At 65.6% G+C, this 13,436-nt stretch carries 15 protein-coding genes; 10 read left to right on the top strand and 5 right to left on the bottom strand.

Going from position 1 to position 13,436, the window contains the following annotated elements; all coding sequences use genetic code 11:
• The first annotated feature begins 85 nt into the window (after positions 1–85).
• The 10 genes from WAW17_RS10710 (at position 86) to tuf (ending at position 10,529) form a co-directional block, all read left to right on the top strand.
• Complete coding sequence (locus tag WAW17_RS10710; RefSeq protein WP_422332960.1) at positions 86–2,092, top strand: biotin carboxylase N-terminal domain-containing protein; 2,007 nt, start codon at positions 86–88, stop codon at positions 2,090–2,092.
• Positions 2,089–3,249 (top strand): acyl-CoA dehydrogenase family protein, encoded by a 1,161-nt coding sequence (locus tag WAW17_RS10705; RefSeq protein WP_422332959.1) that lies wholly within the window; start codon positions 2,089–2,091, stop codon positions 3,247–3,249. The genes WAW17_RS10710 and WAW17_RS10705 overlap by 4 nt, the downstream gene beginning before the upstream one ends.
• 26 nt (positions 3,250–3,275) lie before the next feature.
• The gene (locus WAW17_RS10700) at positions 3,276–4,052 is read left to right on the top strand and encodes an enoyl-CoA hydratase family protein (protein WP_422332958.1); all 777 of its coding nucleotides are present in this window, start codon (positions 3,276–3,278) and stop codon (positions 4,050–4,052) included.
• A 42-nt stretch (positions 4,053–4,094) separates the two neighbouring features.
• Entirely contained in the window at positions 4,095–4,718 is a 624-nt protein-coding gene (locus tag WAW17_RS10695) for a TetR/AcrR family transcriptional regulator (RefSeq protein ID WP_422332957.1), read from the top strand.
• Between the two features lie 37 nt (positions 4,719–4,755).
• On the top strand, positions 4,756–5,280 hold the full coding sequence (locus tag WAW17_RS10690; protein WP_422332956.1) for a DUF3558 domain-containing protein: 525 nt from the start codon (positions 4,756–4,758) through the stop codon (positions 5,278–5,280).
• The gene (locus WAW17_RS10685; protein WP_422332955.1) at positions 5,277–5,813 is read left to right on the top strand and encodes a DUF3558 domain-containing protein; all 537 of its coding nucleotides are present in this window, start codon (positions 5,277–5,279) and stop codon (positions 5,811–5,813) included. Before WAW17_RS10690 ends, WAW17_RS10685 begins: the two co-directional genes overlap by 4 nt.
• 330 nt (positions 5,814–6,143) lie before the next feature.
• A complete protein-coding gene (gene rpsL, locus WAW17_RS10680) occupies positions 6,144–6,518 on the top strand; it encodes a 30S ribosomal protein S12 (protein WP_422332954.1) in 375 nt (124 codons plus the stop codon).
• A complete protein-coding gene (gene rpsG, locus WAW17_RS10675) occupies positions 6,518–6,988 on the top strand; it encodes a 30S ribosomal protein S7 (RefSeq protein WP_255971743.1) in 471 nt (156 codons plus the stop codon). The genes rpsL and rpsG overlap by 1 nt, the downstream gene beginning before the upstream one ends.
• Positions 6,989–7,146: 158 nt before the next feature.
• Positions 7,147–9,249, top strand: coding sequence for an elongation factor G (gene fusA / locus WAW17_RS10670; protein ID WP_422332953.1), 2,103 nt, complete (start codon positions 7,147–7,149; stop codon positions 9,247–9,249).
• Positions 9,250–9,338: 89 nt separating this feature from the next.
• Positions 9,339–10,529, top strand: a complete 1,191-nt coding sequence (gene tuf, locus WAW17_RS10665; protein ID WP_422332952.1) for an elongation factor Tu — start codon at positions 9,339–9,341, stop codon at positions 10,527–10,529.
• A gap of 118 nt (positions 10,530–10,647) precedes the next feature.
• On the opposite strand, the gene WAW17_RS10660 is transcribed toward tuf, so the two are convergent.
• Genes WAW17_RS10660 through WAW17_RS10640 form a run of 5 tightly spaced genes read right to left on the bottom strand, consistent with a single transcriptional unit; the run spans position 10,648 to position 13,168 of the window.
• On the bottom strand, positions 10,648–11,226 hold the full coding sequence (locus tag WAW17_RS10660) for a hypothetical protein (protein WP_422332951.1): 579 nt from the start codon (positions 11,224–11,226) through the stop codon (positions 10,648–10,650).
• Complete coding sequence (locus tag WAW17_RS10655; RefSeq protein WP_422332950.1) at positions 11,223–12,227, bottom strand: DUF6286 domain-containing protein; 1,005 nt, start codon at positions 12,225–12,227, stop codon at positions 11,223–11,225. The genes WAW17_RS10660 and WAW17_RS10655 overlap by 4 nt, the downstream gene beginning before the upstream one ends.
• Positions 12,220–12,399: a DUF2273 domain-containing protein gene (locus WAW17_RS10650; protein WP_422332949.1), complete on the bottom strand. Its 180-nt coding sequence runs from the start codon at positions 12,397–12,399 to the stop codon at positions 12,220–12,222. The genes WAW17_RS10655 and WAW17_RS10650 overlap by 8 nt, the downstream gene beginning before the upstream one ends.
• The gene (locus WAW17_RS10645) at positions 12,396–12,710 is read right to left on the bottom strand and encodes a hypothetical protein (RefSeq protein ID WP_422332948.1); all 315 of its coding nucleotides are present in this window, start codon (positions 12,708–12,710) and stop codon (positions 12,396–12,398) included. Before WAW17_RS10645 ends, WAW17_RS10650 begins: the two co-directional genes overlap by 4 nt.
• Complete coding sequence (locus WAW17_RS10640) at positions 12,707–13,168, bottom strand: Asp23/Gls24 family envelope stress response protein (protein WP_422332947.1); 462 nt, start codon at positions 13,166–13,168, stop codon at positions 12,707–12,709. Before WAW17_RS10640 ends, WAW17_RS10645 begins: the two co-directional genes overlap by 4 nt.
• Positions 13,169–13,436 lie beyond the last annotated feature (268 nt).

The following is a 13,436-nucleotide window of genomic DNA, read 5'->3' as shown; positions in this document are numbered from 1 at the left end:
GTGGTGGGAATGTGCCTGTCGGCCATTGCCAACGCCCCGATCGAAGGCGCCGCGAATTTCGGCGTCTTCCGGATGTGAGGCAGCGATGACAATCCAGTGTGTCCTGGTGGCGAACCGGGGCGAGATCGCCCGCCGCATCTTCGCCACCTGTCGCCGCGCCGGGCTCGGCACGGTGGCCGTGTATTCGGACGCAGATGCGCTCGCCCCGCACGTGTCCGAGGCTGATGCCGCCGTCCGGCTGCCCGGCAACACGCCGTCGGAGACCTACCTGCGGGGCGACCTCGTCATCGAAGCGGCGCGCCGTGCCGGTGCCGACGCCATCCATCCCGGATACGGATTCCTTTCCGAGAACGCCGAATTCGCACATGCCGTGCACGCCGCGGGTCTGACGTGGATCGGACCGCCACCACCCGCGATCGAGAAGATGGGCTCCAAGGTGGAGTCGAAGAAGATGATGGCTGCTGCGGGTGTGCCCGTGCTGGCCGAACTCGAACCGGGTGCGGTGACCGTGGCGGACCTGCCCGTGCTCATCAAGGCGTCCGCCGGTGGTGGTGGTCGTGGAATGCGGGTGGTGCGCCGGCTCGCGGATCTGCCGGAGCAACTCGAGGCCGCGCGCCGGGAAGCCCGGTCGGCATTCGGTGATCCCACGGTGTTCTGCGAGCGGTACCTCGAGACCGGCCGGCACATCGAAGTACAGGTGATGTGCGACGGGCACGGCACGGTGTGGGCGGTGGGCGAGCGTGAATGCTCCATCCAGCGCAGGCACCAGAAGGTGGTGGAGGAGTCACCGTCCCCGCTGGTGGAGTCCAGGCCGGGGATGCGTGACCGACTCTTCGAGGCAGCCCGGATCGCGGCGAAGGCCATCGACTACGAAGGAGCGGGAACGGTCGAATTCCTTGCTTCCGGTCGAGGGCGAGAGGACACCGCGGGCGATGACTTCTTCTTCCTCGAGATGAACACCCGACTGCAGGTGGAGCACCCGGTCACCGAATGCACCACGGGGCTCGACCTGGTCGAACTGCAGTTGCAGGTGGCTTCCGGGGGAAGGCTCGAGTCGGAGCCGCCCGCCGCGTCGGGTCATTCCATCGAGGTCCGGCTCTATGCCGAGGACCCCGCACAGAACTGGCAACCGCAGAGCGGCCCGGTTCACCACATTTCCCTGCCGGACACAGCGGTGGAGTTCGATGTTCTCCGAGCCCCCGGCATCCGCCTGGATTCCGGTGTGGTCGACGGTTCGCTGGTGGGCGTGCACTACGACCCCATGCTCGCGAAGGTCATCTCCTTCGCCCCGACACGTGCACAGGCGGCCACGCGATTGGCTGCGGCGTTGAGCCGGGCGAAGATTCACGGTCTCCGAACAAACCGCGACCTGCTGGTGGGCGTCCTGCGGCACCCCGCCTTCCTGGCCGGGGAGACCGACACGGCCTTCTTCGCCACCCACGGTCTCGACGCGTTGTCGCGGCCGCTGGCCACGGCGCAGACCGAACGACTATCGGCACTGGCCGCCGCTCTCGCCGATGCTGCGCACAACCGGGACATGGCGAAGGTGAACACCACGCTGCCCAGCGGGTGGCGGAACATGCCGTCGGCGCCGCAGAGCAAGACGTTCACCGGGGCCGACGGGGATCTCGAGGTCCGGTATCTGCTCACCAGGTACGGGCTCCGGGCCGAGGGGTTCGACGACGTCGTGCTGGTGTCGGCCACGTCGCGCCGCGTCACCGTCGACGTCGAGGGGCTACGCCGTTCGTTCGACGTGGCGCGCTACGGCGACGACGTCTACGTCGATTCCGCGCTCGGACCGGTGAGCCTGCGGGCGGTGCCCCGCTTCGTCGACCCCAGTGAAGTGGTGGCCGAAGGCTCACTCCTGGCCCCGATGCCCGGGTCGGTGATCCGGCTCGGCGCCGGCGTGGGTGACCGCGTATCGGCAGGGCAACCGATCGTCTGGCTCGAGGCCATGAAGATGGAGCACACCATCAAGGCGCCGGTATCCGGTGTGATCACAGAACTTTCCGTCAGCGTCGGCACGCAGGTCGATGTGGGAACGGTACTGGCAGTAGTGGAAGTAGAACCAAAGGCAGAGGGAGAGTCATGAGTTTCATCGAGACAGACGAACAGAAGGAACTGCGAGCGTCGGTGTCCCGTCTGGGCGAGCGCTTCAATTACACCGAGTACGTGCTGCCCAAGGCGCGGCGCGGGGAACCGCTCACCGAACTGTGGAACGAAGCAGGCAAGCTGGGCTTCCTCGGGGTCAACCTGCCGGAGGAGTACGGCGGCGGCGGTGCCGGCATCTACGAATTGGCGTTGGTCCAGGAGGAACTCGCCGCCCACGGCGCCGGTCTGCTTCTCGTGGTCGTGTCGCCGGCCATCTGCGGCACCATCATCGGCAAATACGGGACCGAGGAGCAGAAACAGAAGTGGCTCACCGGCCTCGCCGACGGTTCCAAGATCATGGCGTTCGGCATCACCGAAGCCGACGCCGGGTCGAACTCGCACCAGATCACGACCACCGCACGTCGTGATGGTGAGGACTGGCTGCTGTCGGGCAACAAGATCTACATCTCGGGAGTGGATCAGGCCGATGCCGTGCTGATCGTGGCGCGCACCGAGGACTCGAAGACGGGCAAGCTGAAGCCGGCTCTGTTCATCGTGCCCACCGACGCCCCGAACTTCGTGAAGACGCCGATGGAGATGGACATCGTCGAACCCGACACACAGTTCATGCTGTTCCTCGACGATGTCCGGCTTCCCGCCGATGCGCTCGTCGGAGAAGCCGACGCGGCGCTGATGCAATTGTTCGCCGGACTCAATCCCGAACGAATCCTCGGCGCGGCGATGGCCGTCGGCATGGGTCGGTACGCGCTCGACGCCGCGGTGAAATTCGCCAAGGAACGCACCGTGTGGAAGGAACCGATCGGAACGCATCAGGGCCTCTCGCATCCCCTGGCGCAGATCAAGATCGAACTGGAACTCGCCAAGCTGATGATGCAGAAGGCCGCTTTCCTCTATGACAGCGGCGACGACTTCGGCGCCGCCGAGGCGGCGAACATGGCGAAGTACGCCGCGGCCGAGGCCAGCATCAAAGCACTGGACCAGGCCATCCAGACGCACGGTGGGGCAGGACTCACCAAGGAATACGGTCTCGCCGCGATGCTGGGTGCGGCTCGCATCGCACGCGTCGCCCCGGTGAGCCGTGAAATGATCCTCAACTTCGTCTCCCAGCACTCGCTCGGGCTGCCGAGGTCGTACTGACAACCGAAGTCCGGGCAGGAGGACCCATGACCGACGTGGCCGCGAACCCGTACGTCCGCTACGAGGTGAGGCGGGGATTCGCCGTCCTCACCCTCGACTCACCGCACAACAGAAACGCCATCTCCGGCAAACTCGTGAACGAACTCCGTCAGGGACTTCGGGATGCCGGTGCGGACCCGGGCATCCGCGGCATCGTGCTCACACATACCGGTGGAACATTCTGTGCGGGTGCGGATCTGAGTGACGTCGCCGGCGACGTCGGTTCCCGGACCAGGCAGATGGCAGACCTGCTGCGTGCGTTCCTCGAAGTGCCCAAACCGGTGGTCGCGCAGATCGACGGCCACGTACGGGCGGGCGGAATGGGGCTGATCGGTGCGTGCGACATCGCCGTCGCCGGTCCGCGCAGCACGTTCGCGCTCACCGAGGTGAGACTCGGCCTGGCCGCGTCGATCATCTCGCTGACCGTCCTGCCCCGGATGCAGCCACGCGCGGCCGGACGATACTTCCTCACCGGCGAGAAGTTCGGGGCTCGCGAGGCCGCCGCCATCGGTCTGATCACCGAGGCTGTGCAGGATCCCGACGACGCGGTCGAGGAGTTACTGGACCAGTTCCGGCAGGCGTCACCCCAAGGGCTCGCCGAATCGAAGGCGTTGACGACGAGGGCGGTACTGGCAGATTTCGACCGTTACACGGACGAGTTGACGGCACAGTCGGCGAGGTTGTTCGAATCCGAGGAGGCCAGGGAGGGCATGATGGCGTTTCTGCAGAAACGGCCCCCGCAGTGGGCCACGCAGCCGCAGTAGTCGCCGCATCGAACAGAACGGAACAGAGAGGGAGGTGAACAGATGACCCGCGAGCCGAAACAGGACCGTAGCCGGGTCACGCGTCAGCACCTCCTCGAGGTCACCGTCGACTGCCTTGCCGAACTGGGCTGGGGTGCCCCCACGGTGAGCGTGGTGGCACAACGCTCCGGGGTGTCGCGTGGGGCGGCGCAGCATCACTTCCCCACCCGCGAGGACCTGATCACCGCGGCGCTCGAGGTCATGTTCGACGCGCGGATGGAGCAGGCGCGCCGCGAGGCCACGGGTCTGCCGACCGGAGCGGGTCGCACCGAGGCGGTGGTGTCCCGGCTCGTCGACTACTACACGGGCACTCTGTTCAAGGCGGCTCTCCAGGTGTGGACGGCAGCTGCCGCGGACCCGGAGCTGCGTGCCCGGATCCTGCCGCTCGAGGAACGGTTCGGCCGCGTCGCGCACCGCACCGCCGTCGAGCACTTCGGCTTCGACGACACCGATCCGGTGGCGCATCGGCTGGTGCAGGCCACTCTCGACCTCGCGCGGGGACTCGGTCTGGCAGACGTCCTCACCGACGACTCCCACCGGCGCGCCGAGATCGTGCGCCAGTGGGCGGGGCAGCTCGATGCCGCCCTCCCGCGGCTCGACACCGCCGTCCCGGCCGCGGTCGACTGACCGAGCGGGAAGTCTCCGGCTCGGTAGAGTCACGGCCATGGGCAGGAAATGGGGAGTGCTCGTCCTGATCGGACTCACGGCGATCCTCGCCGGGTGTGGAAGTGAGGACGATTCGGACACGGATACGGCCGCCGGGCCCACGCTCTCGCAGGTCACCGAGCCGGGACCCTTCTTCGGGCAATGTGGGTCCGTGACCGACGAGGAGGTGGCGAAGGCCTTCGGAATGCCGTCGTTCACGGGAGTGACCCGCAACTCCGTCGGCTGCGAGTGGGAGACCGCGGGAATAGGCGGTCCCAGTGTGACGTTCTCGTGGTACCGCGGCAGCCCCATCGGCAGGGAACGCGCGGGGTCGGAGTTGATCGGCAGACCCGCCACGGACATCGACGTCCAGGGGCACCCCGGTTTCATGGCATCTTCGGAGGGAATTCTGTGTGAACTCGGCGTGGAATTCGGTGGCGACTTCGTCCACTGGTCGGTGATGTACGCGGATGCGAGACCCACGGCCGATCCCTGCGTCGTTGCCCGCGAACTCGCCGAGCTCAGTGTCTCGAGGGTCAAATGAGGGGCACGGTCCGGCGTGCCGTGCGGGCCGTCGGCGCGCTGGCATTCGCCGGTGCGATCGCCGGCTGCGGATCCTCGATCGAGGGCTCGCCACGGCCGGAGGGATCCTTCACGGGTGACACCGAAAAGTTCACCGCGTTGCTCGAGGAATGCAACGCCGTCACGGACGAACAGATCGCGGAAGCGGTCGGTGCCGACGCGATCGAACGAGGGTTCTTCGGTGCGATCTGCCGCTGGGATGCGTTGGGGGCCAACGGCCCGGTGAAGGTGACCTTCAACTGGTTCGAAACCGGATCCCTCGACACCGAGAGGAAGACCGGTGAGGAACTCGGCTACGCGGTGGAGTCCGCGACGATCCAGGGTCGAAAGGCGGTCGTGATGCGCCCGCCCGCCGATCCGGGAGCGTGCGGCGTCACGGTCGGTTCGCCGTCCGCCGGCGTGGTGGGCTGGTGGGTACAGTTCCAGCCGGGGACGGCAGATCCCTGCCAGGCAGCATCGACGCTGGCGGATCTGACGCTCAACCTGAGTAGCTAGACGTATGCCGCCTTTACCACCCACGGGGTCACTTTGACCTCATGGCGCGCCGCCGGGTATCGTTGTGGGTCGTGTCCGGCAAGCCCGGGCCGATCTGTGTGCCTAGCGAGGTATTGCCGTGCGCGCGTTCGTGCAGTTGTCTGCATGGAACGAGCATCCGGTTGCCTGTGTGGGGGTATGCGACACACCCGACCTCGGGTGCGTACGAGCTACGTAACGAGGGCGGGTGCGGGGCAGTAGCTCTCTTGTCCCAACTGCTGGATCCCTAATTTCAGAACAGCCAAGGTTGCTTGTCCAGAGCAGTCTGTTCAACACGAAGAAAGCCGGTAAATGCCAACCATCAACCAGTTGGTCCGCAAGGGCCGCCGCGACAAGACCGCCAAGGTCAAGACGGCAGCCCTGAAGGGCAGCCCGCAGCGTCGTGGCGTGTGCACCCGCGTGTACACGACCACCCCGAAGAAGCCGAACTCCGCGCTCCGTAAGGTCGCACGTGTGCGGCTCACCTCCCAGGTCGAGGTCACCGCGTACATCCCCGGTGAGGGCCACAACCTGCAGGAGCACTCGATGGTGCTCGTCCGCGGCGGTCGCGTGAAGGACCTCCCGGGTGTTCGCTACAAGATCATCCGCGGCTCGCTCGACACCCAGGGTGTCAAGGGCCGTAAGCAGGCTCGCAGCCGCTACGGCGCCAAGAAGGAGAAGAGCTAATGCCACGTAAGGGCCCCGCTCCGAAGCGTCCGCTCATCAACGACCCGGTCTACGGTTCGCCCCTGGTGACGCAGCTGGTCAACAAGATCCTGATGGACGGCAAGAAGTCCACCGCCGAGCGCATCGTGTACCAGGCGCTCGAGCAGGCACGCGAGAAGACCGGCACCGATCCGGTCGTCACACTCAAGCGTGCGCTGGACAACGTCAAGCCTGCTCTCGAGGTCCGCAGCCGTCGTGTCGGTGGCGCCACCTACCAGGTGCCCGTGGAGGTTCGTCCCGGACGTTCCACCACCCTCGCGCTCCGCTGGCTCGTGACCTTCTCCCGGCAGCGCCGTGAGAAGACCATGGTCGAGCGTCTCGCCAACGAGCTCCTCGATGCCAGCAATGGCCTGGGTGCCGCTGTGAAGCGCCGTGAGGACACCCACAAGATGGCTGAAGCCAACAAGGCATTCGCCCACTACCGCTGGTGACGTCCCGTCGGAGCAGTCGCCTACCGTGACTGCTCCGGCGTTGTCGCTGCGTCGGCCCTTCGGGGCCGGCTGGATCTACAACTCGAGACAGTGGCCCGCTGGTTGAACACCGGACAGGCCGAAACCCGATATACGAGCTACGAGCGGGGAAGAATCCTGTGGCACAGGAAGTGCTGACCGACCTGAACAAGGTCCGCAATATCGGCATCATGGCGCACATCGATGCCGGCAAGACCACCACAACCGAGCGCATCCTGTTCTACACCGGTGTCAACTACAAGATCGGTGAGACGCACGATGGCGCGTCGACGACTGACTGGATGGAGCAGGAGAAGGAACGTGGCATCACGATCACTTCTGCTGCGGTGACCTGCTTCTGGAACAACAACCAGATCAACATCATCGACACTCCCGGCCACGTCGACTTCACCGTCGAGGTGGAGCGTTCGCTCCGCGTCCTCGACGGCGCCGTTGCCGTGTTCGACGGCAAGGAGGGCGTCGAGCCCCAGTCGGAGCAGGTGTGGCGTCAGGCCGCCAAGTACGACGTTCCGCGCATCTGTTTCGTCAACAAGATGGACAAGATGGGCGCGGACTTCTACTTCACGGTCCAGACCATCATCGACCGCCTCGGCGCGAAGCCGCTCGTCCTGCAGTTGCCGATCGGCGCCGAGGACGATTTCGACGGCGTCGTCGATCTCGTCGAGATGAGGGCCGTCACCTGGCGCGGAGTTGTCCCGACCGGTGCCGCGCCGACCATCGAAGAGATCCCCGCGGATCTGGCCGAGAAGGCTGCCGAGTACCGCACCAAGCTGCTCGAGACCGTCGCGGAAACCGACGACGCGCTGATGGAGAAGTACTTCGGCGGCGAGGAGCTCACGGTCGAGGAGATCAAGGGTGCCATCCGCAAGCTGACGGTGGCTTCCGAGATCTACCCGGTGCTGTGTGGCTCCGCGTTCAAGAACAAGGGCGTTCAGCCCATGCTCGACGCGGTCATCGACTACCTGCCGAACCCGCTGGACATCGGCGAGGTCCAGGGTCATGCCCTGAACAACGAGGAAGAGATCCTTACTCGCAAGCCGAGCAAGGACGAGCCGTTCGCGGCTCTGGCGTTCAAGATCGCGTCGCACCCGTTCTTCGGCAAGCTGACCTTCGTCCGCGTGTACTCCGGTCGGCTCGATCCCGGACAGCAGGTGCTCAACGCCACCAAGGGCAAGAAGGAGCGCATCGGAAAGCTCTTCCAGATGCACGCCAACAAGGAGAACCCGGTCGACGAGGCCGTGGCAGGCCACATCTACGCCATGATCGGTCTGAAGGACACCACCACCGGTGACACCCTTTGTGCCCAGGATGCGCCGATCGTGCTCGAGTCCATGAGCTTCCCGGATCCGGTCATCCAGGTCTCGATCGAGCCCAAGACCAAGTCCGACCAGGAAAAGCTGGGCACCGCGATCCAGAAGCTGGCCGAAGAGGACCCGACGTTCTCCGTCGAGCTCGACGAGGAGACCGGCCAGACCGTCATCGGCGGCATGGGCGAGCTCCACCTCGACATCCTCGTCGACCGTATGCGTCGCGAGTTCAAGGTCGAGGCCAACGTCGGCAAGCCGCAGGTGGCCTACCGCGAGACCATCACCAAGAAGGTCGAAAAGCACGATTACACCCACAAGAAGCAGACGGGTGGATCGGGCCAGTTCGCCAAGGTGATCATCGCGCTGGAGCCCTTCGTCGGCGAAGACGGTGCCACCTACGAGTTCGAGAACAAGGTCAGCGGCGGTCGTATCCCGCGCGAGTACATTCCCTCCGTGGATGCCGGCGCGCAGGACGCGATGCAGTACGGCGTTCTCGCCGGCTACCCGCTGGTGAACCTGAAGCTCTCGCTGCTCGACGGTGCATACCACGACGTCGACTCGTCGGAAATGGCCTTCAAGGTTGCCGGTTCGCAGGCGCTCAAGGAAGCCGCCCGCAAGGCCGGCCCGGTCATTCTCGAACCGCTCATGGCTGTCGAGGTCACGACCCCAGAGGAATACATGGGTGACGTGATCGGCGACCTGAACTCCCGCCGTGGCCAGATCCAGGCCATGGAGGAACGCAGTGGTGCCCGTGTCGTGAAGGCGCTGGTTCCGCTCTCGGAGATGTTCGGTTACATCGGTGACCTTCGGTCGAAGACCCAGGGTCGCGCGAACTTCTCCATGGTGTTCGATTCCTACGCTGAGGTTCCCGCGAACGTCTCGAAGGAAATCATCGCCAAGGCGACCGGCGAGTAACCTCGGTTCAGCCGGCCGACAGCACGACCCAGTAATAACAACCGCACTGCTGCATACCGCAAGCATCAATCAGTCCAGGAGGACACACAGTGGCGAAGGCGAAGTTCGAGCGGACGAAGCCGCACGTGAACATCGGCACCATCGGTCACGTCGACCACGGCAAGACCACGCTGACGGCGGCCATCACCAAGGTTCTGCATGACGCGTACCCGGATCTCAACGAGGCCTCGGCCTTCGACGAGATCGACAAGGCTCCTGAGGAGAAGGCTCGCGGTATCACGATCAACATCTCGCATGTTGAGTACCAGACCGAGAAGCGCCACTACGCGCACGTCGACGCTCCCGGTCACGCCGACTACATCAAGAACATGATCACGGGTGCGGCGCAGATGGACGGCGCCATCCTCGTGGTCGCGGCCACCGACGGCCCGATGCCCCAGACGCGTGAGCACGTGCTGCTCGCCCGCCAGGTCGGCGTGCCGTACATCCTCGTCGCCCTGAACAAGGCCGACATGGTCGACGACGAAGAGATCATCGAGCTCGTCGAGATGGAGGTCCGTGAGCTTCTCGCTGCGCAGGACTTCGACGAGGACGCACCGGTCATCAAGGTGTCCGCTCTCAAGGCGCTCGAGGGCGACCCGGAGTGGACCAAGAACATCATCGAGCTGATGAATGCTGTCGACGAGTCCATCCCGGACCCGGTTCGCGAGACGGACAAGCCGTTCCTCATGCCCGTCGAGGACGTCTTCACGATCACCGGCCGTGGCACCGTTGTCACCGGTCGTATCGAGCGTGGCTCGGTCAACGTGAACGAGGAGGTGGAGATCGTCGGCATCAAGGAGACGGTCACCAAGACCACCGTCACCGGCATCGAGATGTTCCGCAAGCTGCTCGACTCGGGCCAGGCCGGCGACAACGTCGGTCTGCTGGTTCGTGGCATCAAGCGCGAAGATGTCGAGCGTGGACAGGTTGTCGTCAAGCCCGGCACCACCACCCCGCACACCGAGTTCGAGGGCCAGGCGTACATCCTGTCCAAGGACGAGGGCGGCCGCCACACGCCGTTCTTCAACAACTACCGTCCGCAGTTCTACTTCCGTACCACGGACGTGACGGGTGTTGTGACGCTGCCCGAGGGCACCGAGATGGTCATGCCCGGTGACAACACCGAGATGTCCGTCAAGCTGATCCAGCCCGTCGCCATGGACGAGGGCCTGCGCTTCGCGATCCGCGAAGGTGGCCGCACCGTCGGCGCCGGCAAGGTCACGAAGATCATCAAGTGATCTAGCTTCACACTGATCTAGCTTCACACGACGAATGGCGCTCACCCCCTCGGGGTGGGCGCCATTCGTCGTTTCGGGCGAGGTGTGAGTCGGGCAGCTGCTCGAAGCAGGAGGGCTGTCACTGCTCGGTGACCTGGGTGGGCTGGTCTGCCGGGTCGAGGTGGAGCAGGATCTGGGTGGCCACTTGTGCACCGCCCAGTGTCGAGGTCACCCAGGATGCGATGCCCTCGGAGGTGTGCGTGAAGTCGGCAATGTCGATGGCGGGGTCCGCGGTCACGACGACGGACAGGGTGGGCAACCCACGTTCGACGACGGCCCGGGCGCGGGTCTGCCGGACGCCGGGATACCGGGCGAGTTCGTTCGACACTCCGTTGGCCAGACTCCCGAGATCGACGGTGACGAACGTCCCCGACTCCGGATCGGGAACGGCGACGGGTCCCGGTCGCCGCCGAGTGAGGTCGAGGGCAAGCATCATGATGCCGAAGGCGAAGCCCACGATGGTCGTCGCGACGAGGGCCCACACCCACCAGTCCTGGTCCGGGATGTCGGTGACGCGTTCGCGGTCGAATCGGGAGACCCATTCCCGGACGATCGGAACCTCCGCGTCCCAGGCGGTGGCGTAGGCACCGAACCCGAGGAGGAGTAGTCCTGCCACAAGGACGATCAGGCGGTTCACGGCAGCGACGCGATGGGTCACGGCTTCACCTGCACTCGGAGTTCGGGGGAGGTTCCCAGCAATGACAGTGTCGGCTCCACCGCCTCGCGGACCGCGATGGCGACGTCGGCGGCGGGCGATACCTCGCTGCGTACGACCCGGACGGTGACGTGCTTGCGATCGACGGTGGTGTGGGCGGAGCGCACGCCGGGGACCGATCCGGCTTGGCTGCTGGACTTGCGGGCCAGGTCCGTGGGGCGTAGCCACACGATCGGGGTGGACCCGATCCGCACGGGCAGATGTGTTCGCGGACGCGGCTTGAGCGCCGCGATGACGAGAGCGACTCCCAGCACGACGGCGGCCACCGCACCCGGAACTATCCAGTCGGACCAGTGGAGACGTCCGACCCATTCGAAGGTATTGCGAATCCACGGCGCGCTGGGAATGGTGCCCCGCACGATCAGCAGTTCACGTGCTGCCACGATCGCCAGCCCGATCGCCCCGACCGCGATGACTACTGCCGCAGGTACAGCGGCGGGTGTGGCGCGGGGGGTGCGTGGCCGGACGGGGGTCATTGCGGAGGTGGCGTCGCCCGTGTCAGGCTGATCCGCGAAGATGAGCTGGTCGGTCGTATTCTCCTCGGATGCAGTGGATTCCGTTCCGATCACCACGATGTTGAGTTCGCAGACGGGCATGCCGGTCAGCTCTTCGACCCGGCGGCTCACCTCCGAGCGCAACCGCCGGCCCAGCACATCGAGACGGCACGGCCAGCCGATCGCGATGTAGAGATTGATGGCGACCGCACCGCCGCCGGTGGACACGTCGGCGCGGGGAAGTTCGCGGCCTGTGAGTCGCGACAGCCCGCCCGAGTGTTTGACCACGCCCGGAACGTCGAGCGCCGCCGCCACAGCTATCTTCACCACGGCGCGTTCCTTGATCACCAACTCGCCGCGCAGGGCGGTGGTGTCGTCCTCCGCGCCGGAGTCCTCGATCTCGGCGCCGGTTACGGCACTGGTGTACACGGGGCCGGTGGGTTCAGCCACGGCCACGGCTTCGGAGGATCGCGCCGAGGTCGAGGTGCCCGTCCCGATGCGCCCCCACCGCCATGCCGAGTGCCCCGAGGAGGACGGCGAACACGAAACCGCTGAATCCGCCGAGGATGGCAGCGATGGCGAGCAGCAGCCCGACGATCAGACCTGTCACTGTGCTGTTCATTGCGTTTGTCCTGTCTCTGTCAGGAGATCTTCGATGATCACGTCGACCGGAACGGTGACGATGGATTCGACTGCAGCTCTGACCTTTTCGGCGGTGTCGACGACATTCGCCGGATACAGAACCGCGAGATGCACGGCGCAACCCGAATCGTCGACGGTCACCCCGGTGACCCGGCGCCCCGGCAGGTAGGTGGCAACTTCACCGAAGGTGCCGCCGTGCATGGCGGCGACGCCCGGCGTGGCGAGGACTGCGGCTGCAATCCGGTCGACGAGTTCACCGGGATCGGCTTGCGGGAGAGATGGTCCGGTCACTGCACCCTCGGTCTGCCGTCGGATTCGGGCCCGGACTCCGACGGGTCGAACAACATGACGTCGAAGACGGTGATGTTCACTTCCGTGACCTCGAGTCCGGTCATCCGCTCGACGGCGGCGATGACGTTGCGCCGGATGCCGACTGCCAGTTCGTGGAGCGCCACCCCGTACTCGGCAACGATGCCGATGTCGATGGCCGCCTGCTTCTCGCCGACCTCGACGGCGACACCCTGGGCGTGGTTGACGCGGGCGCCGGGTATGCGGTCGCGCAGTGCCCCGACGGCGCGGGCGGTACCACCCCCGAGGTCGTAGACCCCGCTGATCTCGCGCGTTGCGATGCCCGCGATCTTGGCGACCACGGCGTCCGCGATGATGGTGCGTCCCTCCGAACTGATGAGTTCCGGTGTTGCTCCGGCGCCGAACTGCACCCGACTGCGTGCGCCTGAATCGCTGGTCATCGTGGATCCCCTCAGTGTTGCGTGCCTAGGCTCCAACAGTAGTGACCGCGGACGGAGCGTGCGGGTACGCCACAACCATTGTGATCAGAAATCTGCAGGCGGGAGACCAGAAAATATCTGATATGACCGACGGGTAGCATCTGACGTGACCCAGGTAACAACAGTTGTACAACGGAAGGAACCCGATGGCCGACCAGCCCCGCGGGAAGGACGCCGCGGCCGAAGCCCGGGCACGAGCCGAGGCGGCTCGCAAGGCCGCAGACGAGGC

Origin of the sequence: Rhodococcus sp. (in: high G+C Gram-positive bacteria) (genome assembly GCF_049286785.1) — a bacterium.
Taxonomy (GTDB): domain Bacteria; phylum Actinomycetota; class Actinomycetes; order Mycobacteriales; family Mycobacteriaceae; genus Rhodococcus_F.
Note: the sequence above shows the minus strand (reverse complement) of the source record. Positions and strands in the feature narration are given on the sequence as shown.